Source organism: Streptomyces sp. NPDC054786, assembly GCF_053611685.1.
In genome coordinates, this window is sequence record NZ_JBSHAW010000022.1 from 68,163 (window position 1) to 93,293 (window position 25,131).

Here is a 25,131-nt window from a genome sequence, read left to right on the forward strand (position 1 = left end):
CGAGCGGATGGGAAAAGCCGCGCCGTGGACGGGCGACGCCGCTGGTGTGAGGCAGCCGGCCGGTGGGGGACGGTGGTTGCGGATCGGCTGTGGTGCTACCGCGGTGGGTCAGGTGCGGTCGATGTGCACACTGGTGGACTTCACGCGGGCGGTGGCCTGCATGCCGACCTCCAGGCCCAGTTCCTCCACCGCTTCCCGGGTCAGCAGGGACACCAGGCGGTGCGGGCCGGCCTGGATCTCGACCTGGGCGGCGACATCGCCGAGCTTGACGGCGGTGACGATGCCCGGGAAGGCATTGCGTGCGGAGGTGTACGAGGCGTCGTCCTCACCGGTGCCGCTCTGCGCCACCTCGATGGAGAAGGCGGCCAGATCGCGGCCGTCGATGAGGCGGCGGCCGCTGTCGTCGCGATGGGTCGCGACCTTGCCGGCGTCCGCCCAGCGGCGGGCGGTGTCCGGGCTGACGCCCAGCAGCCGCGCCGCCTGGCCGATCGTATAGGACTGCATGTGCGACAAGATATGCAGTATCAGCTCGCATTTGCAATTCATCAGTCGAAGCTATATGGCAGATGCCAGGCGCCCTGGAGGAAGGAACGAAAGGCCGCCGCCCGGCCCGCCGCAGCCCCGAATACCGAAAGCGAATCCCCCCGCCCTCGCCGCGGCGGACGCATTCGCATTTCCCCCTGACGGCTGCCCTGCACGCCCGGCCGACCGCGTGGGGTGTGGCTAGGCTGCAGATGACAGAGCAGGGAAAAAGCGACATTCCATCCTCGGCTTTCCACTCCCCCGGTGAGGCATTTCCATGAGCCTGAGCATCCGTAACCAGATTTCCGGCACCGTTCTCTCCGTCACCCCCGGCGAGGTCATGGCGACCGTCAAGGTGCGTCTGGACGGCGGCCAGGAGATCACCGCCGCGATCACCCTGGAGGCGGTGAAGGAGCTGGGCATCGAGGAGGGCTCCGCGGTGCGCACGCTGATCAAGTCCACCGAGGTCGCGCTCGCCACCGGCGCGGTGGAGGGCCTCAGCATCCGTAACCGGATCCCCGGCACCGTCACCGATGTCACCACCGGCGGCGCGATGGCCGGCGTCAAGGTCGCCGTCGCGGGCGGGGAGCTGACCGCCGCGATCACCAAGGACGCGGTCGAGGACCTGCGCCTGGCCGCCGGTGCCGAGGTCACGGCGCTGGTCAAGTCGACCGAGGTCGCGCTCGCCGCAGTCTGAGCGCGGTCCCCCGCCGAAGTCCCCCGGACCATGGGGGACTTCGGACTCTCCCGCGGTGGTCAGGACGCGGCCGGCCCCGGCCCGCCGGACCCGCCCCCCGCCGCCTCGGGCGGAGCGCAGGTCCCGAACCAGATGCCGGTGATGGCGCTGATGTAACGGGCCCCGCAGCGGTCGGACGGGACCACGAGCTGGCTGCCCGCCGCGTCGAGCGCCCGCCCGTCCATGGCCGTGGCCAGCAGGATCGGCGCATCGCCGAAGTCGGCGTCGAGTTCCGCCCAGGACAGCACCGTGTGGTGCCCGTCCCGGCCGGCGACCGCCAGTACGTAGCGGGAGCGGTCCTTGCGCCGCCGGGCGTCGAAGGCCGGTCCCGCCGTGTCGATGACCTCCCGCAGCAGCGGCCCCTCGAAGGTGTGGTGCTGCGGCCCGTTCGTGGCGCAGTCGAAGACCACCTCGGCCCGCCGCTGCGGCCACCGCTCCCGCAGCTCCGCGACGGTCAGCGCGAGCGGACGCCGCAGTTGACCGCGGATCAGGAAGCGCCGGGGGTCGGGAGGTACGACATCCTCGGGCGTCAGGCGTACGGCGGTGGTGCGGGACGGCGGGCCGAGTCGGCTCATTCGAGACCCCCTTGAGGCGATCCGCGCGGCGGCTGCCTCCCTGTGATGCCCGACCGGCCCACCTCTGAACCACGGATGCGAGCCAACTCCGCATCTTTACCTCGCTGATGTGAGGCAAAAGGGGCCATGCGGGCGGCATGTCCTGAGGCGGGAACCTGCCAGGCACGGTCCGTCGCCGTACGGTCCGCCTCACACCGAACCCTCGCGGGACGGATGCCGCCCGGTCGGCCGGCCCGGCACCGCCCCGCCCGCGCGGTGCTCCTCAAGAACCAGCCACACCCGGTCGCGCAGCAGCGGAAGCTCCGTGAACCGCACCCCGGTGGCATCGCGCAGGGCGTTGGCGAAGGCGGGTGCCACAGGGTTGAACGGGCTCTCGCTCATCGACTTGGCGCCCAGCGGCCCGATGGCGTCCGAGGTCTGCATGAAGTGCACCTCGGTGCGCGGTACATCGGCGTAGGCCGGCAGCCGGTAGCGCCGGAACGCGGGGGTGAGGACCTTGCCGCCGTCATCGACGAGGGCTCCTCGACATGCCGGACGCCACGTATGGCGTCCTCGATCGCCCGGTAGCCGGTGCAGCGGCAGAGGTTGCCCTTGAGGGCCCGCGGCAGGTCCGCCAGTTGGCCGTCGTCCAGTTTCGAGGTGGTCATCAGGAATCCGGCCGTGCAGAAACCGCACTGGAAGCCCTGTGCGTCCAGGAACTTCTGCTGCACGGGGTGCAGTTCGCCGTTCGCGTCGGCCAGCCCCTCCACCGTGGTCACCGAGCGCCCCTCGGCACGCACGGCCGGATACAGGCAGCTGTGGACGGGTTCACCGTCGACATGGACGGTGCACGCCCCGCAGTCCCCGGCGTCACAGCCCTTCTTCACACCGAACCAGCCGCGGTCACGGAGGTAGGTGCGAAGGCACTGCCCCGGCCGGGGATCGGCGTCGAAGGCCTTGTCGTTGACACGGATCTGAAAGCTCATTGCCCGACCTCCTGGGTCAGTTCGCTGCGGATCTCCTCGGACAGCCGCAGCGCCATGTGCCGGCGCCAGACCGGCAGTCCGTGCACGTCGTCGAACCGGTCGCCCTCGGCGACGGTCCGCTCGATCGTGTCGTGCAGTGCGCCGACGTCCGGCGGCAGCGAGAACCAGAGGCGGAAGGGCCGTACGGTGGCGGCGGCGAGGGTGACGGCCAGCGATCCGTCCAGCGGGTCGAGGGTGCCGATGACGAGTGCGCCGGAGCGGCCGAGGCCGTACAGGGAGGCCTGCCGGAAGGCCGTACGGCACGCCAGGGACCGGGCGGGCAGGGTGACCGAGCGGAGCAGTTCGCCCTCGCCGAGGTCCTTGCGTCCCGCGCCGGTGACGAAGTCCGCGGCCTTGGTGCGGCGCAGCGAGCCGTCCTGCGCCTGGAGCAGCACGCTGCCGTCGAGCGCGGCGGTCAGCGAGATCATCGGCGGGCTCCGGCAGGCGGCCGAACGGCGGGCGGCGGACGAGCTGATCGCGCGCGCCGGGTCCGGGTCGACGGACGGTGCCGCGCTGGAGGCGGCGCTGCACGCCTGCGGGCTGCCGGCGACCGGGCCGTACCGGGTGGTGGCCGCATCGGGCGGCGAGGACGGCGGCCAGGTGGTGAGCGCGCTGGCGGAGGCGCTGCGGCACTCCCCCGGTGTGCCGTTCGCGGCGGGCCGGCTCCCCGGCGGCGAGGCGGTCGCCGTCGTCCGTGCCCACCCCGACACCGAGGACCACCTCCCGCTCGGCGAACTGTGGCCCCTGGTGCACGCCTGCCGGCCGCAGACTCCGCTGCACGCCGGGGTCAGCGGCCCGGTACCGGCCGCCGAGGGCCTCAAATCCGCGCTGGACCAGGCACGTTACGCACCGGCGGCGGCGCGCGCCGAGCGCCCGGACGGTGCCCGGGCGACCTCCGTCGGGGACCTGAGCACTCTGGGCGCTCTGCTCGCCGGGGTTCCCGGTGATGTCCGGGCGGCCTTCAGCAGCCGGGTGCTGGGCCCGCTGGCGCGCGCCGGAAGCGCCTCGCACCGGATGCTCCTGGAGACGCTGGAGGCCTTCCTCGCCCACCACGGGTCATGGGCGCGGACCGCCGAGACGCTGCATCTGCATGTGAACACGGTGCACTACCGCATCCAGCGCATCGAGACGCTCACCGGCCGCGATCTGTCCCGGCTCGATCACAAGCTGGATCTGCAGGCGGCGCTGCTCTGCCGCTGAGGAACGCCTGGGCCGGCCGCGGGCACCGGGGACCGGCCGGAAGTACGGCTCAACTCCGGTCGCCCGCCCGGTCGATGTGCACATTGGTGGACTTCACCCGGGCGGTGGCCCGCACCCCGACCTCGATCCCCAGTTCCTCGACCGCCTCCCGGCTGACCACCGACACCAGCCGGTGCGGCCCGGACTGGATCTCGACCTGGGCGATCACGTCGTCGAGGGTCACCTTGGTGACGATCCCGGCGAAGGAATTCCGTACCGAGGTCAGCACGTCGCCCGGCACCGGATGCAGGCCCTCGGCCCGCTCCTTGGCGAACGCCGCCAGGCTCACCCCGTCGATCACACGGTTTCCCACGCCGTCCCGGTCCATCCCCAGCTGCCCGCCATCGGCCCAGCGACGGACGGTCTCCGAACTCACGCCCAGCAGCCCAGCTGCCTGACCAATGCTGTATGTCGGCACGCTGGCACTCTAAGGGGTCGTCACACCCCCTAAGAGTTGTCCCCCTCCACCAGCTCCTCCAGCGCGGGGAGCGCCTCCTGCAGCAGCCGCTGCCGGTCGGGGGCAAGCCGGTCGATCCGTTCGCAGAGCACGCCGGTGGTCTCCCGGCGTACGGCACGCAGCAGCGCCAGCCCGTCGTCGTTGAGGCTGATCAGGCTGGCCCGCTGGTCCGCGGGGTCGGGGCGGCGGGCGATCCAGCCGAAGCTGTCGAGCAGATCCACCATGCGGGAGGTGGTGGACAGCGCGATGTTCATCCGCGCGGCGAGGTCGCTGATGCGCAGCGGGCCGTGGGCGGCGAGGGCCGCGAGGGCGGCCGTACGGCTGGGGGTGAGATCGCGGTGCCGGCTCTGGCCGCGGAGCAGCGGCAGCAGTTGCTGGATCACCGCGCGCAGCCGCCCGGCCAGCTCCGCCGGTTCGGTCCCAGGCGGCGACGGATGCTCGGTCGAGGCGTCGGACTGCTCCATCACGGGCTCCTGGGGGGCGGCGTGGGCGGGGGCGGACCCGTGTGGGGGGAGGCACCGGAGCCGGGGGCCGTACCGGTGCCGGGCGCGGAGGCGGGCCCGGGCGTTTCGGCCACGGCGACCGTCACCGGCGTCGGCGTCCCGTCCGTTTGGTGACGGAACCGGTCCTCGTCGTGGACATACCGTCCGCCGCGCAGCAGCGAGGCGACCGCGGCGATCAGACAGGCGGCGATGGCGAAGTCGAAGGCGACGGCGAGCCCGTCGGAGAACGGCTGGGAGATCAACTGCGGGAAGAATTCCCGGCCGGTCAGGTACGCGGCACGGCCGGGCGGAAGAGCGTCGAGCACCTGCGGCCCGAGGAGGGTCCGGATCGGGTTGTAGCCCAGGAGGGAGGCGAACAGCACGCCCACCGGCGGCAGCGCCGCGACCTTGGCGGCGTCGGCCGCGGGGACGCCCTGGGCGGTCAGACCGCTGGTGAGGGCCCGTGGGAGGGACCCGGCCAGGCCCGCGATCATCAGCGAGAAGAAGATGCCGATGGACAGCACCATGGCCGAGTTCTGGAAGGTGGTGCTGATGCCGGCGCCCACCCCGCGCTGGTCGGGCGGCAGGCTGTTCATGATGGCGGCCCGGTTGGGGGCCGCGAACAGGCCCATGCCGATGCCGTTGAGCAGCAGGATCAGCGCAAAGCCCGGGTAGCCGAAGTCGACCGGCAGGGCTTGCAGCGCCACGAAGGTCCCGGCCGCGAGCAGCATCCCGCCGGTGGCGAAGGTCCGCGCCCCGAACCGGTCCGACGCCCATCCGGAGACCGGCCCGGCCACCAGGAAGCCCAGCGTCAGCGGCAGCATGTAGATACCGGCCCACAGCGGTGTCTCGGTGAATCCGTAGCCGTGCCGGGGCAGCCAGATCCCCTGCAGCCAGATGATGAGGATGAACATCAGGCCGCCGCGGCCGAGCGAGGCGAGCAGGCTGGCGAGGTTCCCCGCGGTGAACGCGCGGATCCGGAACAGCCCGAGCCGGAACATCGGCGCCGCCACCTTGGTCTCGACCACGCAGAAGACGACCAGCAGCAGCACCCCGCCCGCCATCGCGGCGAGCACGGCGGGGTTGCTCCAGCCCATGGTGTGTCCGCCGTACGGCTGGATGCCGTAGGTGATCCCGGCCAGCAGGGCGATCAGGCCGGCCGCGAAGGTGAGGTTGCCCCACCAGTCGGGCCGGGCCGGGGTGCGGATGCCGGTGTCCCGCAGCTTCAGATACGCCCAGACGGTGCCGAACACCCCGAACGGCACCGACACCAGAAAGACCAGCCGCCAGTTGACGGGGCCCAGCAGCCCGCCGAGCACCAGCCCGACGAACGATCCGGTGATGCCCGCGACCTGGTTCAGGCCGAGGGCGAGGCCACGCCGGTGGGCGGGGAAGGCGTCGGTGAGGATCGCGTTGGAGTTCGCCATCAGCATCGCGCCGCCGACGCCCTGCAGGACCCGCATGGCGATCAGCCAGAGGGCGCCGGCCGTGCCGTGCTGCCAGGTCACCGACAGCAGTACGGAGAAGACGGTGAAGACGGCGAAGCCCAGGTTGTACATCCGGGTCCGGCCGTACATGTCGCCGAGCCTGCCGAAGCTGACCACCAGCACGGCGGTGACGACCAGGTAGCTCATGATCAGCCACAGCAGCAGTCCCGTATTTCCGGGCTGCAGCGGGTCCACACCGATGCCCCGGAAGATGTCGGGCAGCGCGATGAGCATGATCGACATATTGATGGACGCGATCAGCACGCCCAGGGTCGTGTTCGACAGGGCGACCCATTTGTAGCCCGGGCCCGGCGCGGAGCGCGGCCGCGGGCCCGCAGCGGCGCGGTCGCCGGAATCAGCAGCAGTACTTCCCACGGGGCACTCACTCCCACCGGGATATTTACTTGCTTGACATCAACCAATCTAACTCTCCGCGCGGGGACCGGCCAGTGCGGACCGTGGTGCCGCTTGCCGTGCTCGCGCTCCGGCCCCGGGGGCGTTCCCTTCGGCGCCTGCGCGCCGCGTGGCCTCTGCGCGCCCGGTGCATCCGAACAGAGCAGTCCGATCCCCCATCGGTGCGGCTCCGTCCTCCTTGGAGCAATCGCGCGGTACACCTGCCTGCCGCGCTGGAGGAAACACCATCGGCCGTGCGGAACACGGCAGTTGGCGTTCAGGGAACTCGCTGAGAGGCCATCACCACCACCCGAAAGATTGATGTTTGTCGCTTCTTTCCCCTTGCGCCATAAATATGCCGATGTGAATCTGAGATCCCATTCGTCGAAGGAGTTGATCGCATGGTTACGGATCGCACAGCGCCGGTCGAGACGGCCACCCTGGCCGCCGAGGTCGAGGGACTGCTTGAACCCGCCGAGGCCGACGGCGTTTTCCGCGATACCCGCGAGTGTGGAGGTGCGCTGCTGCTGGCCGCGCTGCTCCTGATCTCGCCGCCCACCCCCCGGCCCAAGACTGACGTCCGCTAAGGCTGAGGGGAAAGCGTTGGCTGAACAGACGCAGGGAGCAGTCCCGCTGAGCGCTGTGATTGCCGATGCCGCAACCGGGGTCGCCCTCGCCCTGCGGGGTGAGGGCGACCCTTATGCGTTGTCGGCCATCTTGCGGCAGAGCGATGCACTGGCTCCGGCCGCCATCCGGGTGCTCGGCGCCGATGCGCTCGCACCGTACGCAATGGACCGCCTCGGGACGCCCGTCGGCGCGGACGACACGGAGGTCGTCCGGCAAGCGCTCACGGCCTATCCGCCGGGAGCCGATGCCTCGGAGGTGTCGGTGTGGACCTACCGGGGCCTGGTCGAGGCCTCGCACGCGTTTCTGCCCGGAAGCGCACAGCACTGGCCACGACCACCGGCGGCCGCGGCCGGTTGGGTCACGGCCGACCCCTGGCCGAAGCTCTCCCATCGCGTGTCACAGCTTGCCGCGCTCGCGCTGCCCGGGCTGGCGCCCGGCCTCGCCGAGCAGCTGTCGGCACGCACCGACGATCTGGCCCGCGGTTTCGTCCGGGCGGTACGCCGCCGGGACTGGCTGCAGGCGGCGGGCCTGGGCCGTTGGCTGGCCCGGCTGCCCGACGTACCGCAGACCTTGGGGCTCGACAACGGGCTGGCGTTCGTCCGTCAGATGGGCGGCGGCGACCCACGGGTGACGCTGCATGCCGAGGCCGCCCGACGATTCCACGGACGGGGTTGGTGACCGGCGGCCGGGGCGACCCCGGGCTCCTGGACCGGATGGTCCGGGGCGGCCTGGGGTGGCTGGAGGAGGCGCGCGACTTCTTCCGCCTGCCCCCGAACGTCACCACGGACGCCGACCCCAACCTGACGCTCAAACCGCTGGGCGAACTCGCCGAACTGACCCAGTTGATCGGGCTGTTGCACCCGCGGGAAGAGATCCGGCAGACGGCCCGCGGGCTCTTCGCCTTCGCCTGGAACGAGACCCGCGACGGCGAGCTGTTCGCCGAGCTGGTCCGCGGCGAGCCCTTCGCCACCTATCCGGTCGAGCTGTACGGGGTGTTCGCCCAGGCCGGGCTGCGCCATGCCGAGGTCGACGAGCTGGTGCACACCACGACGCGGCTGCGTGGCTGGCGGGTGGCGCGCGAGGATCACACCCGTACGCTCGGCGTGCTGAACGCGGAGCGGCGGATCGGGCTGCGGCAGCACGCCGACTTCGGCGCCGTCCTGGCACAGACCGGCCTCGGCGGACTGCCGGAGCCCTGGGCGCTGGACCGCAAGACGGCGTACGGCGTGACCCATGACGTCTTCCATCTCACCGACTGGGGGCGCAACCGGCAACGACTCTCCCCCGAACTCGCCGGCTATCTGCGGCTGTGGCTCCCCTCCTGGCTGGAGAACTGGCTGGAGGAAGAGCTGTGGGACCTGGCCGGCGAGTTGCTGGCCGTGACGGCCTGCCTGCCCGGCGCCCCGTACGATCCGGATGCCTGGCAGCGGCTGGCCGGCGCCCAGACGGCCGACGGCAGCGTGCCCGAGATCGGTGCCGCGCCGGCCACCGGCGACCGGGCCGCGGCGTTCACCGCCTGCTACCACTCCACCCTGGTGACCGCGTTCGCCGCCACCCTCGCCCGTATCGCCTCCGACGAGGCCGAGGCCGGTCCCCCGGCCGGTGATACGGCGACGGCGGGCGGGCGGACCTCCTGCGAAAGCGAGACAGCCCCGTGACCGTGACGGCCGCATCCCCCGCCCTGCTGCACGCTGTCGGCGACCGGGCCCTGAGCTGGCTCGACGACCACCGCGAGCACTTCCGGCTGACCCCCGACGACCTCGCCAGCAACGGCGCGGTCGTCGAGCGGCTCAAGCCCATCGGGGAGCTGGCGCTCAATATGCAGGTGCTGTTCCGGGAGGGTGTGGCCGGGTCCCGGCAGAAGGCCCGCGCCGGGCAGCTGCTGGACTTCGCCTGGCGGGAGCTGCTGGACGGCGGCAATGTGCTGGCCCGGCTGCAGCACGACGAGCCGCTCTCCCCGGTGCCGCTGGAGGTCTATGCGACCTTCCACGAACTCGGCCACCGCCACCCGGGACTGGAGGCCGCGCTGGAGATCTGCCGGCGCACCACGAGCTGGACGGCGCTGGAGATGATGCCCAACCGGCGGCTCGGCGTGCTCAACGCGGAACGCAAGCTCGGTCTGCCGCCCAGCAGCGACTTCGACCAGGCCGTGGGCCGCACCTGGCTGGGGCAGCTGCCCGAACCGTGGACGGTGCAGCTGCACATCGCCTACGACCTCACCCACACCGTCTTCCACCTCACCAACTGGGGCGAGGCCCCAGAGCGCATCCCGCCGGCGCTCGCCGACTACCTCACGCGGTACCTGCCCGCGTGGATGGAGGACTGGGCGGACCTCGAACACTGGGATCTGCTCGGCGAACTCCTCGTCGTCGACGCCTGCCTGCCGCGGCCCACGCTCGACGCGGAGCTGTGGGAACGGTACGCCGCCGCGCAGACGCCCACCGGCGCGATGCCCATCCAGCGCCGGATGCCGCAGGGCGACGCGGCGCGGGTCTTCGATCTGGTCCACCACCCCACCCTGGTCGCCGCGTTCGCCTCCGCGATGGCCACCTCCCGGGCCCTGTCCGCCGTCGGATGACCCCCGAGGACCCCGGACCGGCGCTCGGTGACCGTCTCGCGGACGCGGTCACCCTGATCGACGCGCCGGACGTCGTGCTGGCGGTCACCCGGCACGGCCGGCGGACCGTGATGACCGGCGGCTCGGCGCTGGCACCGCCCACCCCCCGCCATGCGCTGCGCTACGAGCTGGGGTCGCTGTCCAAGACCTTCACCGTGCTGCTGCTCGCCGAACTGGCCAGGGCCGATGTGCTGTCCCTGGACGATCCGCTCGCCGACCGTCTGCCGGAGCTGCCGCTGCGGCACCCGTACTCGCGCCTGATCACCTTGCGGCATCTGGCCACCCACACCTCCGGGCTGCCGCGGATCCCCGCCGACCTGATCGCCGGCGCGCTGGTGCACCCGTACGCCAACGGCTATGCCCGTTACGACACCGAGCGGCTGCTGCACACCTTCGGCCATACCCGGCCGCGGCACCGTCCCGGCACCCGCTGGCGGTACTCCAACTTCGGGCTGGCGCTGCTCGGCCCGGCCATGTCCCGGGCCGCGGGCGCCGGTTACCCCGCGCTGCTCACCGACCGGGTGCTGCGGCCCCTCGGGCTGGCGGACACCACATTGGGCCCCGGCACCACCGGCACCGACGCCATCGGCCACCGTACGAACGGGGTGACGCCGGTGGACAGCGCCGACATGGGCGCCTTCGTCGCCGCCGGGTCGGTCCGTGCCACCCCCGCCGATCTGCTCAGCTACCTCGAGGCGCACCTCTCCCCCGGCGACACGCCGCTGGCCCGGCCGCTGCGCGACGTCCAGGTGCCGCTGCTGCGCCGCGGCTGGCGGAAACGCCACACCCACACCCTGACGTGGTATCAACATCCGGCTCCGCGCGGGCCGTTGCTCTTCCACGTCGGGGCGACCTTCGGCCAGCAGGCGTTCCTCGGCTACCACCCGGCGTCGCACACCGGGCTGGCCGCACTGGCCACCCGCCGCGGCCGCACCTGCCGGATGATCACCACCGCCTATGAGCTGCTGTACGCGCTGGCCGGTGATTCCTCCGCCTGAGCCGGTGACCGCCGCCGGTCACAGGTCGCCCGCCAGGATCCGGGCGAGCGAGGTCCCGGGCCGCTCCTCGCTGGCCCGCCGGAAGAGGTCCGCGTACGCCTCGTCGCCGATCGCCGCGCGGGCCCGCTGCTCGCACTCCTCGCGTACCGCGCGCAGCTCCGGGGTGCCGCGCTGCGGGTGCCCGACGGTCCGCCAGATGGCCTGGCCACTTCCGTAGACGCGGGCGGCGGCCGCGCCGTGGCCCTGGGCCGCCACCGCGGCCGCGAGCAGGTCCAGGCCGAGCGCGATACCGAACTTGTCGCCGATGCCCTGCTTGGCCGCGAGCATCGCGCGGGCGTGGTCCGCCGACTCCTCGGGCCGGCCCTGGAACAGCGAGATCAGCGAGAGCTGGTAATCGATATAGGACCGGGTCCAGTATTCGCCGCGCTGCACACACCCGCGGCGCAGCGCGCTCGCCTCGGTGCGGGCCTCGGTGAGCTTGCCCAGGCCGGTGAGCGCGAAGAGCTGTACGAGATGGCAGCGCAGCCGTCCGGGAGAGGCGAAGGGGGTGTACGGCGCGGGGCCGAGCACCTGTTCCGCGACGGTGTGCGCGGACCTCGGGCGGCCGGCCATCAGATGGGTGAGGCCGGTGAGATAGCCGGCCTGGAGTACCGCCTCCGCGTCGTCGGACGCCCGCGCGGCGCGGGAGCACTCCAGGCCCAGGGAGTCGGCCAGCGCCAGATCGCCCTGGAGCAGTACGGCGACGCCGAGCGCCCACAGCGCCCGGGTGCGTGCCGGGCCCGGGTCCTGGTGGGCGGCCAGGGCGCGGGCCACGTAGTCGCGGGCCTCGTGCAGATGGCCGCAGCAGTTCCAGAAGAAGCCGATCGAGGCGCTGAGTTCCTGGGCCCGCTCCGGGTCGGTGGCCAGCAGGTGGTCCAGTGCGGTGCACAGGTCGACGTGGGCCTCGGCGACCCTGTCGTACCAGCCGACCTGTTCGGGGCCCAGCCAGCCCAGTTCGGCGCGGCGGCCGAAGGCGGTGAAGTGTGCGGCGTGCCGGTCCGCGAGCGCCGTCGTCTCGTCGAGTTCGGCCAGCCACATCCGGCCGTACTCGCGCAGCGTGTCGAGCATGCGGTAGCGCGCGCCCTCGCGGGTGAGCACCGATTTGGCGGCCAGCGCGGCCAGCGTGGTGCGCACCCCCGGTCCGGTGAGCGGTCCACCGGCGCACACGGCACTCGCGGACTCCTCGTCGAAGGTGCCGCGGAAGACGGACAGCCGGGCCCACAGCAGCCGTTCCAGCGGTGCGCACAGCTCATGGCTCCAGCCGATGGCGCAGCGCAGCGTCCGGTGCCGCGGCAGCCGTACGGGCCCGTCGCCGTCGAGGGTGTCGAAGCGGGAGGTGAGCCGCTCGGCGATCTGCTCGACGGAGCTGTTCGCCAGCTGGGCGCCGGCCAGCTCCAGGGCCAGGGGGATGCCTTCGAGCCGGCGGCAGATGACGTCGGCGGCCGTCGCATGCGGTGGGGTGGTGAGCCGCAGCCCGGGGGCCGCGGCCCCGGCCCGTGCGGTGAACAGGGCCAGCGCGTCGTTGTCGCCGGTGCAGGGCAGCGGGCCGATCTCGGTGGTCCATTCTCCGACGATGTCCAGCGGCTGTCTGCTGGTGACCAGCACGGTCATGCCCGGGGCGGCGGTCAGCAGGTCCCCGAGCAGGTCACGGCAGGCATCGACCAGATGCTCGCAGGAGTCCAGTACCAGCAGCAGCCGTTTGCCGGCGAGCCCCTCGCACAACACCGCTACCGGTGTCCGCGCCGTGTGGTCGGCCAGCCCTACGGCATCGCAGACGCTGGCCACCAGCCGCCCCGCGTCGTGCAGGGGCCACAGATCGGCCCAGCAGACCCCGTCGGGGAACCGCGCCGCCGCCGCGCGTGCGGCCCGCATCGCGATCCGGGTCTTGCCCACACCACCGGGCCCGGTCAGAGTGATCAGCCGATGCTCCGTCAACTCGTCGTCGATCCCGCGCAGTTCGGCTCGTCGGCCGATGAAACTGGTCGACTCCTCGGGAATGTTGCTCGCCACCGGCCCAGTTTGCCCCAGCCGCGGTGTCGGCAGGCGTCCGGTGAAGCGGTCCGGGGCGCGAGGTTGACGGCCGCCGGCCGGGCGGACGGTCCTCGTCAGGGCGTGACGACCGGGAAGGTGGGATTCGGCGCGCGGACGAGGCTCAGCAGCCGGTTCAGTGCCCCGGGCTCGCCGTGCTGTGCGGCGTCGCCCGGACCGCGGCCGGCGAGCAGGTCGAGCAGCTGGGGTTTGGTGAGGGTGAGCGTGAGGTCCGGGGTGCGTTCCCCGGACGGAGTGGGGGCGCCGGGTGCGCTGAGGTGGGTGAGGGCTCCGTGGGAGAGCGTCAGCTGCCAGGTCCGGTCCTCGTCGGGGAGGTAGAGGTCGAGGGTGAGCGCGGTGGACCAGGCCCGGGGGCCGTCGATGCGGATGGCGAGCGAGTCGAGGAGCTGGTCGACGGTCAGGGCCAGGGCGAGTTCGGGGTCCGCGGTGTCCGGGCGGGCCTCGGCGAGGGTGCCGCGCAGCTCCATGGCGCCGGTGAGGTAGAAGTTCCGCCAGGTGCCGTTCTCGCAGCCGTGGCCCAGCCGTTCGTAGACGAGGGCCAGTTCGCGCCGGGCACGGAGGTTGTGGGGGTCCGCGAAGACGGCATGGTTGAGCAGCGTGGCCGCGAACCGCAGATCGCCGTCGGCGGCGTACCGCTTGCCCGCGTCCACCGTGGCCTCGACGCCGCCCATGGTGTCCACATAGCGTCGGGACTGCTCGACCGGCGGGTGTTCCCACAGGTGGGCAGGGTTGCCGTCGAACCAGCCCAGGTAGCGCTGGTAGATCGCCTTGACGTTGTTGCTGAGCGCACCGTAGTAGCCGTGGAGGGACGGGTCCCGCTCCAGGGCAGGCGGCAGCCGGAGCTCCTCGGCGATCTCGGTGCCGGTGAGCCCCTCGTTGAGCAGCCGCAGCGTCTGGTCGTGCAGATAGGCGTAGAGGTCACGCTGGTGGGCCAGCAGGGTCTTGACGCGGTCCTTGCCCCAGGTGGGCCAGTGGTGGGAGGCGAAGGCGACCTCCGCCTCGTCGCCGAACAGGGCGAGCGCCTCGCCCAGGTAGCGGGACCAGGCCCGGGCGTCACGGACGGGGGCACCGCGCAGCGGCAGGACGGTGTGCATGGTGTGGGTGGCGTTCTCGGCCAGGCAGAGGGCCTGGTGCGCCGGGAGGCAGAAGTTCATCTCGGCGGGTGCCTCGGTGCCCGGGGTGAGCTGGAAGACGATGCGGACGCCGTCGACGATCTCCTCCTGGCCGGTGCGGGTGATGTCCACGGTCGGCGGGATGAGGGTCATGGTGCCGGTGGAGCGGGTGGTACCCAGGCCGCAGCCGATCTGGCCGTCGGGTCCCTTGGGCAGCCGGGTTCCGTACATGTAGACGGAGCGCCGGGTCATGGCGGTACCCGCGTAGACGTCCTCGCGCCCCGCGTGCCGGAGGAAGCCGGCCGGCGCGAGCACCGGGACGGGGTGGTGGTCGTGCGGCAGTACGCCCCGCCCGCCGCCGAAGTGCTCGCCGTGCGAGTGGGTGTAGATCAGGCCGGTGACCGGCCGGTCACCGCGGTATTTGCGGTAGAGCTCCAGGGCCGCGGCGCCGGTCTCGGCGGAGACGAGCGGGTCGACGACGATGACGCCGTGGTCGCCCTCGACCAGCGTCATGTTGGACAGGTCCAAACCCCGGGCCTGGTAGATGCCCTCCGTGACCTCGTACAGGCCCTGCCGGCTCACCAGCCGGCCCTGCCGCCACAGGCTCTCGCTCGCGGTGTCGGGGCAGTTTCCGGCCAGGAAGCCGTAGGCCTCGGCGTCCCAGATGACCCGGCCGTCGTCCGCGGTGACCTGGGGCGGGTCGAGCGCGGCGATGAAGCCACGGTCGGCGTCGGCGAAGTCTTGGTGGTCATCCACGGGTGCAGCGGTCACGGAACGCTCCCTCTCCGGGGCGGCGGGCCACAGTCGGCGGACCCATGCAACCGATTTAACCGAATTTGCCCGGTTATCGCATGCGTGCAGGCATCCGTCCCCCGGGGTCCACGGGTGTCGCCCGCCCCCGTCCGCCTCGTCGCCCGCCTCACACCGGCTCGGCCTCGATGACGCTGAAGCGGTTGGGCTTCGGGAGCCGGGTGACCGTACGGACGGCGAAGCCCGCAGCGCGGCACAGCCGCTCGAAGTCGTCCCGGGTGCGCTCCCGGCCACCGACGTTGACCAGCATGTTGAGGTCACTGAGGTAGACGACACCGGCCGCCGCCGGATCGACGACCGGCGGCAGCACCGGCTCGACCAGCAGCAGCCGGCCATCGTCGGGGATCACTCGCCGACAGTGGCCCAGGATGTCCGCGCACCGGGCGTCGCTCCAGTCATGGATCACGCTCTTGAGGAGATACAGATCGGCACCTTCGGGAGCGGTGGCGAAGAAGTCCCCGGGCACCAGGGAACAGCGGCCGTCCAGTCCGTCGCGCGCCAGCTTCGCACCGGCCTGGGCCAGGCCCTCGGCGCTGTCGAAGAGGATGCCGTCGAGCGACGGGAAGGCCCGCAGGACCGCGGCGAGCAGGGTGCCGTCACCGCCGCCGATATCGGCCACCGTCGTGAAGCGGCCGAAGTCGAACGCCGACGGCAGCAGGGCCGCGGTGTCGCGGGTGGCCTGGCTCATCGCGGCGTTGAAGTCGGCGGACCTGTCCGGCCGTTCGGCGAGGTGGCCGAAGAAATCCTTGCCGAAGACCGCGTCGAAGGAGGTCTCGCCGGTGCGCACGCTGTCGTCCAGCCGCTCCCAGGCCCTGAGCAGGGTGGGATCGCTGAACATCCGGACGAAGGAGTGCAGCGACTCGGGTTCGTCGGTGCGCAGCAGGGCGCCGACCGGGGTGAGGGCGAAGACGCCCGGGGACCGCTCGTCGAGCAGCCCGAGACCGGTCAGCGCCCGCAATAACCTGCCCATGGCCTGGGGCTGCGCCGTGCACTTGGCCGCCAGCTCGTCGGCCGTGCACTCGCCGTCGCCGATCAGATCGGCGATCCGCAGACGGGCGGCGGCGCCCATCGTGTGCGTGGCCATCGCACCGTAGGCGATCCGGACCAGCGTGTCCCGGTCCTTGTGCGAGGGGTGGTTCTCGCGCGGCATGATGCGGCACCTCTCGTCAACGGCGTTACGGACAAGGCCGGGCAGGGCACAACAATGCCGAAGACGTTGTACGGCGCCATCCCCGCTGCCTTAGTTAGGCAACCCTAACCAGGCGCGATCGCCGGAGCAATGCCCCGCCCGCCGTCGCCCTGCCACTACGGCGCGGTCGTCCGCACGACCCGGAGGAGGGACGACGCTGCCCCCGTACGACGACGGCCCGTTCGGCGAGCTCACCGAAGCGTTCCGGCACGGCGCCGGCCCCGGCCCCGGCGCCCGCCCCCGCACCCCGACAGCCGGCCACCGGGTCCGGTTACGCCCGTACCACCGCGGTTTCGCCTGGCTGGCGCCGGCGGCCGCGGTCGGCAGTCTGGCCGCCGGTATCGCGCTGGCCGACGGACTGCTGCTCGCGGGCGGGCTGGTACTGGCCGGGCTGCTGCGGCAGCCCTTCACGGGTGGCGGCGCCCCGCGCCGTTAGCAGCCGGAGCACCGACCGCCGTACCCCCTCACACGCAGCCGCCAACCGGCGCGCCCTCACAGGAGGGCAGGCGGTCAGCGGCTTTCACTCCCCCGCAGGGAGAGCGCATCACGTGCCGCGGCGACTCCTCGACGCTGCGGCGACACACATGGCGCCCAGCAGGAACGTCAGGGCACCGATGACGACGTTGTTCCAGATGACGCCGGCGTCCGGGCCGCTGCCGACGATCCAGGGGGAGATGATCATCCATGCGCCGATCGCGCACATCGCGCCGCTCAGGCCGTACATCCGCTCAGGGGTCACGGTGAATCCGACCGCCAGGAGGGCGATCGCGATACCGAGGATGAGGTTGTGCGTCACGAGCGCCGGCTGTGCGGCGGTGAAGTGGAGGATCCATGGTGAGACGGCGCAGTACAGGCCGACCAGTAGCACCGGACCGTCGACGAGTACCACGTCACGCCCGCCGAGCACCCGCTCATATCGAGCCTGCATCTCAGAAGCATCGGGGTGACCTGCGAGATCTCCCCTGTGGTGTGAGACGTCGGCCATGCGACTCGCCTCCTTCGCTCGCATTCCGGCCGTTCCGCGCGGCATCGAACCACGCACCTTTATTCTGCGCTTATGTCGCCTTTATGTGTAGATGAAGTGGCAAGTGAATTTCGCCGTAAAACCGCCGCACCGCTGTCACCTGCGGTCCGGCGCCCGCCCCAGGCCCAGATTCCAGCGGCCGCCGCGGCCGCTCAGCTCGGTCACCGTCAGCGGCGGCACATCCAGCCGCCAGAACGCCTCCACGGGAACGCCGAGGGCACAGACCGCCGCCGCACGTACGACATCCGGCTCGACGACGGCCAGCACCCGGCCCGCGTCCAGGGCCATCCGCGTCAGCCAGGCCTCGACCCGGTCGCAGAGCTGCCGCAGCGACTCCCCGCCGTGCCCCACGAAGTCCGGGTCCGAGAGCCAGGCGGACACCGCGACCGGCTCGGTATCGGCGACCTCGGCCAGCGTCCGGCCGCGCCAGCCGCCCATCGCACAGCCCGCCAGCTCCTGCATCGAGCGGGCCGACAGCCCGAGTTCCCCGGCAGTGCTCCGGCACCGAACGGAGGGCGAGACAAAGGTCCGGTCGGCGGCCGGCAGCGCTCCGGCCGCGGCCCGGACGCGACGCAGCCCGGCCTCGCTCAGCGGACCGTCGTCGTCGAAGCGCACCTCGCGCTGGGCGTCGCCCGCGGCCGGTGAGACCAACATCACCCGAGTTGTCATGCCCTCTTCTCCCCCTCATCGCCGGCACCGGCAACGCCTCACTTTTACAAGGGAGTTGTCCGGCCCACGCGCCCGGTCCTGCGCCTCTCCGCCCCCTTCGCGGCCTTGGCCCGGGGGTCGGTTCGCGGTACCTTCCCGATGATATTGACGACGACATGACGGAAGCCGGTGGGATCCCGGCGCGGTCGCGCCACTGTATGTCCGGTTTTTACCAGCCCAGCCAGGGCCGGAACCGGGCGAGCCAGACCCGGCATGTCGTTACGCACTCCCACGACCAGGGACGCGAGTTCCCCGCACAGGAGGTTCTGCCATGGCCCAGACCATCGCACCCCCGGCCACCGGCGCCGTCACCCCGGCCCCGCTCCCCCTCAAGGCAATTGCCCCGTGGGCGCTGTTCTTCGGCGTCCTGATGCTCGTTCTCCTGTACTTCATCGGCGCGGAGCAGGGCGCCACCTCAGTGCTTTCGGGCACGGAGGTCCACGAGTGGGTCCACGACGGGCGCCACCTCCTCGGCTTCCCCTGCCACTGATCGGACTGCGCACCCATGAACTCCGTCACCATCAGAGCCCTCCTGGTGCGCGGGATGCTCGCCGGTCTGGCCGCAGGCGTCCTGGCCCTCGTCGTCGCCTATCTGCTGGGCGAACCGCGGGTGGACGCCGCCATCGCGTTCGAGGAAGCACACAGCCACGAACACGAGATGGAGGTCGTCAGCCGCGGTGTGCAGTCCACAGCGGGGCTGGCCACCGGCGTACTGGTCTACGGCGTCGCGCTGGGCGGTATCGCCGCGCTGGCCTTCTGCTTCGCCCTCGGGCGGATCGGCCGGTTCGGTGCCCGCGCCACGGCCGCGCTGCTCTCCGGCGCGGCGCTGCTGGCCGTCTACCTCGTACCGTTCTTGAAGTACCCGGCCAACCCGCCGTCCGTCGGCGACCCCGACACCATCGGCAAACGCACCGCCCTGTACTTCCTGATGATGCTGCTCGGCATCCTGCTGGCCGTCGCCGCCACGATCCTCGGGCGGCGGCTGGCTCCGAAGCTGGGCAACTGGTACGCCACGGTCACGGCCGTCGCCGCGTTCGTGGTCGCCATCGGCCTCGCCTATGCGTTCCTGCCGGCCATCGACGAGGTGCCGCACGGCTTCTCGCCCACGCTGCTCTGGCAGTTCCGGCTGTCGGCGATCGCCATCCAACTGGTGCTGTGGACCGCCTTCGGGCTGGCCTTCGGTCATCTCGCGGAGCGCGTCGTCCCGACCCGGTCGGAGGCCACCGCGGCCGAGGCGGCGCCCGCCGCCTCCTGACCCGGCCCACCGAGGGAGGGCTCGCGACGTACGGCGTCGCGAGCCCTCCCTCGTGGTACGGGGGCTGCCCTCGCGGGCCGTCCCGCCCACGTCAGGACAGACCGGGGATACCGTCCAGATGCGGCAGATCGTGGTCGAGGCGCTCCCGTTTGGCGCGGAGGTAGCGGATGTTCTCCGCACGGGGGGTCATCAGCAGCGGGACCTGTTCGGCGACGGCGACGCCGTGCCGCAGCAGCGCCTCGCGCTTGCGCGGGTTGTTCGACAGCAGCCGCACCGACCGGACGCCGAGGTCCAGCAGCATCTCCGCCGCGACGCCGTATTCACGGGCGTCGACGGGCAGCCCGAGCGCGATATTCGCCTCGACCGTGTCCAGCCCGCCCTCCTGCAGCTTCATCGCCCGGAGCTTGGCCAACAGCCCGATCCCCCGGCCCTCATGGCCCTGGAGATAGACGAGAATGCCGCGTCCTTCCGCCACGATCGCGCGCAGCGCGGCGGACAATTGATCGCCGCATTCGCAGTGGGAGGAGGCGAAGACATCGCCGGTGAGGCATTCCGAATGCACCCGGGTCAGCACGGGCTCTCCCACGACATCGCCGTGGACCAGAGCCACTTGCTCGATCCCGCTACGCCGGTCCAGATAGCCGACGGCGAGAAATTCACCATATGTGGTGGGCAGCCTGACCGTCACCACCTGTTCCACGCCCGGTTTGTGGCCGAGGGCATCATCGATTGCGACACGGAGGTCGGGGCAGGCATCGTCGTCGGCGTCCATCATGGCGCGATGGTACCCGCGGGAGGAATGGATCGCCGGGACTCACTCAGAACACAACAAGTATGCTGCGACAACCATGACTCGGTGAGTCAGCGACGAAAGGCCGCAGCACACGATGACCGCTTCGGGACACCCGACTTCGGCGCCCGGCCTGCTGCCGGCGGACACCACCGAGGACGTACGGGCACGGCAGCCGACGATGGCCGTGCTGCCCATCGGCAGCTTCGAACAACATGGTGCTCACCTGCCGTTGAGCACCGATACCGTCATCGCCTGCACCATCGCCCGGGAGGTGGCGGCCGGCCGTCCCGTCCAGCTGCTGCCGCCGCTGACCGTGTCCTGTTCGCACGAACATGCCGCATGGCCGGGGACCGTCAGCATTTCGGCGCCTACCCTGCATGCGGTCGTCACGGACATCGCTGATTCGCTCCGCAAGTCCGGTATCGGCACCCTGATTCTGGTCAACGGGCACGGTGGAAATTACGTGCTGCGCAATGTCGTTCAGGAATCCGCCGGAAGCGGCGTGCGGATGGCGCTCTTCCCCGGATCGGCCGACTGGGACGCGGCGCGCGCCCGCGCCGGGGTGCAGACGTCCGGGCACACCGATATGCATGCGGGAGAGGCCGAGACGTCCATTCTCCTGTATGCCCATCCCGAATTGGTCAAGGAAGGCTATGAATCGGCGGATTGCGTCGCCGATGACCGGAAGCACCTGCTGACGCTCGGCATGTCGGGGTATACCGAATCCGGGGTCATCGGGCGGCCGTCGCTGGCGTCCGCCCGGAAGGGGAAGGAATTGCTGGCCGGCCTGGTCGAGGCATTCGACGAATACGCCGCGCTGTTCGGCGCACGGACGGAAGCCCATGGCTGAGGTGTTCGACACGACAGCAGCCTGGGAGCGGCTGCGGACGATCCGTACGGCGGACGAGGCGCGGGCCGCCGGAATGGTGACGGACGGGGACGGCGGGCTGTGCTGGGAGCGGCCCGCCACACCCGAGGCGGTGGAGCTCGCGGGACGCTATCTGCCGCTGTGCCTGGCCGGGCCCCGGGTCGCGTTCGCGCAGCTCGGGCAGAGTCTGGACGGCTTCATCGCGACCCGTACCGGCGATGCCGACTATGTCACCGGTGCGGAGGACCGCTGCCATCTGCACCGGCTGCGCGCGCTGGCCGATGCGGTGGTCGTCGGGGCCGGTACCGCCGTGGCGGACGATCCGCGGCTGACCGTGCGGGCCTGTACGGGCGACAACCCGGTGCGGGTGGTGGTCGATCCCCGGGGCCGGGTGCCGCTGCACAGCGGGGTGTTCACCGACGGTGCCGCGCCGACGCTGTGGGTGGTGGGGCCGGATGTCGCGGCTGTGCCCCGCGGCGCGGACGTCGACGTGATGGTGCTGCCGGATCGGGACGCGTTCGCTCCGGAGCGCCTGCTGGCGGCGCTGGCGCGGCGTGGCCTGGGCCGGGTGCTGGTCGAAGGCGGCGGAGTCACCGTGTCGCGGTTTGTGCAGGAGCGGGCGCTGCACCGGCTGTATGTCACCGTCGCACCGGTCCTGCTCGGCGACGGCATCCCCGGTCTGCGGTTTCCCGGCACGCCGGTGATGCGGGAGGCGCTACGCCCGCCGCTGCGTCGCGCCCCGCTCGGCGAGGACACGCTCTTCGAACTCGAACTGCGGGCGTTCGGTGCGCCGTCCGGCGGACCGGCGGACGAGCAGCACCGCGGCGCCCGGGAGGCTCGCGACGAAGGCGAGCACGCCGTAGATCACGGCAGTGGTGAGTCCCTGCGCCGCGCCTAGCCCGGCCGCGCCGAAGGCCCAGGCGGCGACGCCCTCCCGCGGGCCCCAGCCGCCGACGTTCAATGGCAGCGCCATCGCGAGCAGCGCCAGCACCACGAGCGGCACCAGTTCGGCTGTCGGCGCGGTGACTCCCGCAACCCTTGCGGCCAGCACGAACATCCCGAGGTAGCCCGCCAGGACCGCCACCGAGGAGAGCGCGACGCCGGGCCAGACACCGCGGCCGAGCAGGCCCTGGCGCGCTTCGGCCAGCAGGGTGCGCAGGGCGCGTTCGGCGCGCGAGGCACCGCGGCGCCGGCGCAGCCGGACGGCGACCGCCAGCAGCAGCACACCCACCGCGGCCGCGGCCAGTGCGACACCGGGCGAGGTCAGAAAGCGGGCGACCGGCGCCAGCACCGGCGACGGCCGGGCGAGCAGCACCACCACTCCTGCGACGAGCAGGACGAACTGGCCGGCGGTGCGTTCCAGGACCACCGCGCGCACGCCCCGGCCGAGGTCACCGGAGTGACGGCCGTGGCGTACGGCGCGGTGTACATCGCCCAGGACGCCACCGGGCAGCGCCGCGTTCAGGAACAGCGCCCGGTAGTAGTCCGCCACGGCTCCGCCCAGCGGCAGCCGCAGGCCGAGGCCGCGGGCCACCAGACACCACCGCCAGGCGCTGAACACCGTGGTGAGCAGGCCGATGGCGAGGGCGGCCGGCAGCGTGGCGGCATCGATCCTGCGCAGACCGTCCAGGAAGGCGTCGGATCCCAGATGCCACACCAGCGCCACCAGGATGCCCACTCCCGCGAGCAGCCTGAGCCACGCCGCCCAGCGGGACCGGTTCATCCCGCGCTCCTGGACGAGGGGCCGGGCAGCGCCAGCAGATCGGTGTGGTGCACCGCGACGGTCAACTCCCCCGCCGCGCACTCCTCCAGCCGCCGGCGCAGATAGGCCACCGCTTCGGGGGCCAGCTCCGGCCGCTGGGCGTGCGCGGCACCGACCCAGCCGCGCAGCCATTCGGCGATCAGCCCGGATTCCGCCGAGCCGAGCCGCCACGGGCTGGGCCGCACCACCACGGTCGCCCCGCGCCGCTCGAACGCCGCGACCGCCGCCGCGACGGCGTCCGGCCCGAGCAGGCCGCGGCCCTGGTCCGTGCGCCGCTGATGGTCGTCAAAGGCGTCGGCGAGCTCGGCGTCGAACGGATCGGACGGGGTCAGCTCGACCCGTCCGGCGACGGAGAGCGCCAGCAGCGCCGGGCAGCCCGCGCCCACACAGGCCTCGGCGAGCGCCTCCACCTCGTCGCGGGTGAGCAGATCGAGCAGCGCGGAGGCGGTCACCAGCGAGGTGCCGGCCAGGTCGTCGGCGCTCAGGGCAGCCAGATCGCCGCGCTCGGTCGTGGCGTCAACGGGCGTGCCGTCGGCGGCCGTCACGGGCATCCGCGCACCGGCGTGTTCGAGCAGCAGGGGATCGTGGTCGTGCAGGATCCAGTGCTGGGGGCCGGGTAGCCGGACGGCGAGCCAGCGCCCCATCGAGCCGGTGCCACACCCGAGATCACGGATCACCAGACCGCGGGGGCTCCCGGGCGGGCCGGCCGGCGCCGGCTGCGCGGACAACCGGTCGAGCAGCGGATGCAGCAGCTCGGGTGCGCGAGCGGCGGCATCGGCGCGCTCCCGCAACTCCAGCCACCGCGGGGCGAATCGGGGCCTGCCGGTCACGTTCACCGTATGCTCCGGATCTCGTTCCGAAGCCGTTCCAGCGCTCCGGCCAGACTGTGCGACGTCATCTCCCACCCCTCCAGCATGGCACGCCGTCCGCGTGCCGAATTCTTCAACCGGTCACGCAGTTGCGGATCGCCCAGCCAGCCACGCAGCGCCTCGGCAACCGCCGACGGCCGGCCGGGCGGCACGAGCAGACCGGGCACACTGCCGTCGGGAGCCCGCCCGACCGCTTCCGGAACGCCGTCAACCTCCGTCGCCAGCACCGGAACCCCACGTGCCAGCGCCTCGGTGACGACCATGCCGTAGGTCTCGGCGTACGAGGTGAGTACCAGCAGGTCAGCGGCGGCATAGCGCGCTTCCAGGTCGGCACCCCCCTGCGGTCCGGTGAGGGCGATCCGGCCGTCGAGGCCGGACTCCGTGACGCGGTGCCGCAGTTGGGCGACGTAACGGGGGTCGCGGTCGAGCCCTCCGACGCAGGTGCAGCTCCAGGGCAGCTCGGTGACGGCGGCGAGGGCCTCCACCAGGAGGTGCTGCCCCTTGCGCGGGGTGACCGCGGCGACGCACAGCAGCCCGGTGGCGCCGTCGGTGCCCGGTGCGAGGGGGGCGGTATCGGCTCCTGGCCTGGCGACATGGACCCGCTCCGCCGCCAGCCCGTGGTGGGCGACGAGCCTGCGGGCGGCCCACTCGCTGGTGGCGACCACGGCTCCCACGGCGTGCAGGGTGCGGCGTTCGAGGGCGTCCAGCTCGGCCGCCAGTGCGGGGTCGAGCCCGGTCTCGTCGGCCAGCGGCAGATGGACCAGTACGGCGAGCCGCAGCCGATCCGCCTCGGGAACCAGGATCTCGGGGACGCCGCAGGCGACCAGCCCGTCGAGGAGGACCACGGCGCCGTCCGGCAGCGCCGCCACATACCGCTCCAGCCCCGCGCGGGCCGCGGCATCCGGCTGCGGCCCGCTTCCCGGCACCGCATACGGGCGCACCTGCCAGCCCGCCGCCGGAAGGTCGCGGCACACCCGGCGGTCGTAGGTGTTGCCGCCGCTGGGTACCGCCGGATCGTCGACGTCACCGGGGAGGACGAAGTGCACCACACGCTCCGTCGCCGCGGTGGCGCCCGTAGGGGTCACAGGGTGCGCTCGTACGTCGCCCAGGCGATATGGGACTCGTGCAGGGTGATCGATATCCCCGCCAGTTCGAGGGCGCCTTCGCCGAAGTTGCCCGCCTGGATGCGGTCGGCGAGCCGGTCGGCGATGACCTTGGCCAGGGCCTCCGTGGAGGTGTTGATGCCGGCGAAGGCGGGCTCGTCGTCGAGGTTGCGGTAGTTCAGCTCCCCGACGACGGCGCCGAGTTCCTGGGTGGCCAGGCCGATGTCGACGACGATGTTGTCGGCGTCGAGCTCCGCGCGGCGGAAGGTCGCGTCCACGATGAAGGTCGCGCCGTGCAGACGCTGCGCGGGTCCGAAGACCGCGCCACGGAAGCTGTGGGCGACCATGAGGTGATCGCGGACGGTGATGCTGAACAAGGCCGTTCCTCCGGTGTGATGTCGGTCTCAGTGACG

At 72.1% G+C, this 25,131-nt stretch carries 27 protein-coding genes and 3 pseudogenes; 11 read left to right on the forward strand and 19 right to left on the reverse strand.

From position 1 onward, the window contains the following. Nucleotides 1-108 precede the first annotated feature (108 nt). A complete protein-coding gene (locus tag ACWGI6_RS19680; protein WP_453268694.1) occupies nucleotides 109-504 on the reverse strand; it encodes a TOBE domain-containing protein in 396 nt (131 codons plus the stop codon). Between the two features lie 295 nt (nucleotides 505-799). Here ACWGI6_RS19680 and ACWGI6_RS19685 point away from each other — a divergent pair, with 295 nt between their 5' ends. Then, entirely contained in the window at nucleotides 800-1,219 is a 420-nt protein-coding gene (locus ACWGI6_RS19685) for a TOBE domain-containing protein (RefSeq protein ID WP_453268695.1), read from the forward strand. A gap of 59 nt (nucleotides 1,220-1,278) precedes the next feature. Here ACWGI6_RS19685 and ACWGI6_RS19690 read toward each other — a convergent pair whose 3' ends face one another. The 4 genes and pseudogenes from ACWGI6_RS19690 to ACWGI6_RS19705 all read right to left on the reverse strand — a co-directional run. After that, nucleotides 1,279-1,833 (reverse strand): molybdopterin-dependent oxidoreductase, encoded by a 555-nt coding sequence (locus tag ACWGI6_RS19690; protein WP_453268696.1) that lies wholly within the window; start codon nucleotides 1,831-1,833, stop codon nucleotides 1,279-1,281. Nucleotides 1,834-2,022: 189 nt separating this feature from the next. Beyond that, a complete protein-coding gene (locus ACWGI6_RS19695) occupies nucleotides 2,023-2,256 on the reverse strand; it encodes a hypothetical protein (protein ID WP_453268697.1) in 234 nt (77 codons plus the stop codon). Between the two features lie 92 nt (nucleotides 2,257-2,348). Beyond that, a pseudogene (locus tag ACWGI6_RS19700) lies at nucleotides 2,349-2,798 on the reverse strand ((2Fe-2S)-binding protein); the annotation flags it as partial. Continuing rightward, nucleotides 2,795-3,268 (reverse strand): annotated as a pseudogene (locus tag ACWGI6_RS19705) (FAD binding domain-containing protein); the annotation flags it as partial. The pseudogenes ACWGI6_RS19700 and ACWGI6_RS19705, both read right to left, overlap by 4 nt. Here ACWGI6_RS19705 and ACWGI6_RS19710 point away from each other — a divergent pair. Continuing rightward, nucleotides 3,195-4,037: a PucR family transcriptional regulator gene (locus ACWGI6_RS19710; protein ID WP_453268760.1), complete on the forward strand. Its 843-nt coding sequence runs from the start codon at nucleotides 3,195-3,197 to the stop codon at nucleotides 4,035-4,037. The pseudogene ACWGI6_RS19705 and the gene ACWGI6_RS19710 overlap by 74 nt on opposite strands. 49 nt (nucleotides 4,038-4,086) lie before the next feature. Here the strand turns inward: ACWGI6_RS19710 and ACWGI6_RS19715 are convergent, their stop codons facing one another. From ACWGI6_RS19715 to ACWGI6_RS19725, 3 genes are read right to left on the reverse strand one after another with little or no spacing between them, the layout of a single operon-like run. Next, nucleotides 4,087-4,494, reverse strand: coding sequence for a TOBE domain-containing protein (locus ACWGI6_RS19715; protein ID WP_393908947.1), 408 nt, complete (start codon nucleotides 4,492-4,494; stop codon nucleotides 4,087-4,089). Between the two features lie 29 nt (nucleotides 4,495-4,523). Beyond that, complete coding sequence (locus ACWGI6_RS19720) at nucleotides 4,524-4,997, reverse strand: MarR family winged helix-turn-helix transcriptional regulator (RefSeq protein ID WP_453268698.1); 474 nt, start codon at nucleotides 4,995-4,997, stop codon at nucleotides 4,524-4,526. Next, nucleotides 4,997-6,877 (reverse strand): MFS transporter, encoded by a 1,881-nt coding sequence (locus tag ACWGI6_RS19725; protein WP_453268699.1) that lies wholly within the window; start codon nucleotides 6,875-6,877, stop codon nucleotides 4,997-4,999. Before ACWGI6_RS19725 ends, ACWGI6_RS19720 begins: the two co-directional genes overlap by 1 nt. A 419-nt stretch (nucleotides 6,878-7,296) precedes the next feature. On the opposite strand from ACWGI6_RS19725, the gene ACWGI6_RS19730 reads away from it, so the two are divergent. The 5 genes from ACWGI6_RS19730 to ACWGI6_RS19750 are packed head-to-tail and all read left to right on the forward strand — an operon-like array spanning nucleotide 7,297 to nucleotide 11,137. Then, nucleotides 7,297-7,482, forward strand: coding sequence for a hypothetical protein (locus ACWGI6_RS19730; protein ID WP_030411128.1), 186 nt, complete (start codon nucleotides 7,297-7,299; stop codon nucleotides 7,480-7,482). A gap of 16 nt (nucleotides 7,483-7,498) precedes the next feature. After that, the gene (locus tag ACWGI6_RS19735; RefSeq protein ID WP_393908944.1) at nucleotides 7,499-8,200 is read left to right on the forward strand and encodes a hypothetical protein; all 702 of its coding nucleotides are present in this window, start codon (nucleotides 7,499-7,501) and stop codon (nucleotides 8,198-8,200) included. Then, nucleotides 8,197-9,180, forward strand: coding sequence for a DUF6895 family protein (locus ACWGI6_RS19740; protein ID WP_453268700.1), 984 nt, complete (start codon nucleotides 8,197-8,199; stop codon nucleotides 9,178-9,180). Before ACWGI6_RS19735 ends, ACWGI6_RS19740 begins: the two co-directional genes overlap by 4 nt. Beyond that, nucleotides 9,177-10,100, forward strand: coding sequence for a DUF6895 family protein (locus ACWGI6_RS19745; protein ID WP_453268701.1), 924 nt, complete (start codon nucleotides 9,177-9,179; stop codon nucleotides 10,098-10,100). Before ACWGI6_RS19740 ends, ACWGI6_RS19745 begins: the two co-directional genes overlap by 4 nt. Beyond that, a complete protein-coding gene (locus tag ACWGI6_RS19750) occupies nucleotides 10,097-11,137 on the forward strand; it encodes a serine hydrolase domain-containing protein (protein ID WP_453268702.1) in 1,041 nt (346 codons plus the stop codon). Before ACWGI6_RS19745 ends, ACWGI6_RS19750 begins: the two co-directional genes overlap by 4 nt. A gap of 18 nt (nucleotides 11,138-11,155) precedes the next feature. Here the strand turns inward: ACWGI6_RS19750 and ACWGI6_RS19755 are convergent, their stop codons facing one another. The 6 genes from ACWGI6_RS19755 to ACWGI6_RS19780 form a co-directional block, all read right to left on the reverse strand. Beyond that, on the reverse strand, nucleotides 11,156-13,186 hold the full coding sequence (locus ACWGI6_RS19755; RefSeq protein ID WP_453268703.1) for an ATP-binding protein: 2,031 nt from the start codon (nucleotides 13,184-13,186) through the stop codon (nucleotides 11,156-11,158). A gap of 95 nt (nucleotides 13,187-13,281) precedes the next feature. Further along, complete coding sequence (locus ACWGI6_RS19760) at nucleotides 13,282-15,108, reverse strand: alkyl/aryl-sulfatase (RefSeq protein WP_453268704.1); 1,827 nt, start codon at nucleotides 15,106-15,108, stop codon at nucleotides 13,282-13,284. Between the two features lie 148 nt (nucleotides 15,109-15,256). Beyond that, on the reverse strand, nucleotides 15,257-16,297 hold the full coding sequence (locus ACWGI6_RS19765) for a methyltransferase (RefSeq protein ID WP_453268705.1): 1,041 nt from the start codon (nucleotides 16,295-16,297) through the stop codon (nucleotides 15,257-15,259). A gap of 310 nt (nucleotides 16,298-16,607) precedes the next feature. Then, a complete protein-coding gene (locus ACWGI6_RS19770; protein ID WP_453268706.1) occupies nucleotides 16,608-16,784 on the reverse strand; it encodes a hypothetical protein in 177 nt (58 codons plus the stop codon). A gap of 96 nt (nucleotides 16,785-16,880) precedes the next feature. Further along, nucleotides 16,881-17,321: an SPW repeat protein gene (locus ACWGI6_RS19775; protein WP_393908937.1), complete on the reverse strand. Its 441-nt coding sequence runs from the start codon at nucleotides 17,319-17,321 to the stop codon at nucleotides 16,881-16,883. A gap of 135 nt (nucleotides 17,322-17,456) precedes the next feature. After that, on the reverse strand, nucleotides 17,457-18,029 hold the full coding sequence (locus tag ACWGI6_RS19780) for a histidine phosphatase family protein (protein WP_453268707.1): 573 nt from the start codon (nucleotides 18,027-18,029) through the stop codon (nucleotides 17,457-17,459). Between the two features lie 310 nt (nucleotides 18,030-18,339). Between ACWGI6_RS19780 and ACWGI6_RS19785 the strand changes: the two genes are divergently transcribed. Beyond that, complete coding sequence (locus ACWGI6_RS19785; RefSeq protein ID WP_129292739.1) at nucleotides 18,340-18,558, forward strand: CbtB domain-containing protein; 219 nt, start codon at nucleotides 18,340-18,342, stop codon at nucleotides 18,556-18,558. 15 nt (nucleotides 18,559-18,573) lie between these two features. Next, entirely contained in the window at nucleotides 18,574-19,323 is a 750-nt protein-coding gene (locus ACWGI6_RS19790; RefSeq protein WP_453268708.1) for a CbtA family protein, read from the forward strand. 91 nt (nucleotides 19,324-19,414) lie between these two features. Here ACWGI6_RS19790 and ribA read toward each other — a convergent pair whose 3' ends face one another. After that, on the reverse strand, nucleotides 19,415-20,098 hold the full coding sequence (gene ribA / locus ACWGI6_RS19795) for a GTP cyclohydrolase II (protein ID WP_453268709.1): 684 nt from the start codon (nucleotides 20,096-20,098) through the stop codon (nucleotides 19,415-19,417). A 112-nt stretch (nucleotides 20,099-20,210) separates the two neighbouring features. Here ribA and ACWGI6_RS19800 point away from each other — a divergent pair, with 112 nt between their 5' ends. Together ACWGI6_RS19800 and ACWGI6_RS19805 are read left to right on the forward strand one after the other, a co-directional pair. After that, complete coding sequence (locus ACWGI6_RS19800) at nucleotides 20,211-20,966, forward strand: creatininase family protein (RefSeq protein ID WP_453268710.1); 756 nt, start codon at nucleotides 20,211-20,213, stop codon at nucleotides 20,964-20,966. 73 nt (nucleotides 20,967-21,039) lie between these two features. Next, nucleotides 21,040-21,591 (forward strand): annotated as a pseudogene (locus tag ACWGI6_RS19805) (RibD family protein); the annotation flags it as partial. A gap of 108 nt (nucleotides 21,592-21,699) precedes the next feature. Here the strand turns inward: ACWGI6_RS19805 and ACWGI6_RS19810 are convergent. The 4 genes from ACWGI6_RS19810 to ACWGI6_RS19825 are packed head-to-tail and all read right to left on the reverse strand — an operon-like array spanning nucleotide 21,700 to nucleotide 25,095. Beyond that, nucleotides 21,700-22,707 carry a lysylphosphatidylglycerol synthase domain-containing protein gene (locus tag ACWGI6_RS19810; RefSeq protein WP_453268711.1) on the reverse strand — a complete coding sequence of 336 codons (1,008 nt, stop codon included), beginning with the start codon at nucleotides 22,705-22,707 and terminating at the stop codon, nucleotides 21,700-21,702. Beyond that, nucleotides 22,704-23,582: an SAM-dependent methyltransferase gene (locus ACWGI6_RS19815; RefSeq protein ID WP_453268712.1), complete on the reverse strand. Its 879-nt coding sequence runs from the start codon at nucleotides 23,580-23,582 to the stop codon at nucleotides 22,704-22,706. The genes ACWGI6_RS19810 and ACWGI6_RS19815 overlap by 4 nt, the downstream gene beginning before the upstream one ends. Continuing rightward, nucleotides 23,579-24,700: a glycosyltransferase family 4 protein gene (locus ACWGI6_RS19820; protein WP_453268713.1), complete on the reverse strand. Its 1,122-nt coding sequence runs from the start codon at nucleotides 24,698-24,700 to the stop codon at nucleotides 23,579-23,581. Before ACWGI6_RS19820 ends, ACWGI6_RS19815 begins: the two co-directional genes overlap by 4 nt. Further along, entirely contained in the window at nucleotides 24,697-25,095 is a 399-nt protein-coding gene (locus tag ACWGI6_RS19825) for a 6-pyruvoyl trahydropterin synthase family protein (protein ID WP_453268714.1), read from the reverse strand. The genes ACWGI6_RS19820 and ACWGI6_RS19825 overlap by 4 nt, the downstream gene beginning before the upstream one ends. Nucleotides 25,096-25,131 lie beyond the last annotated feature (36 nt).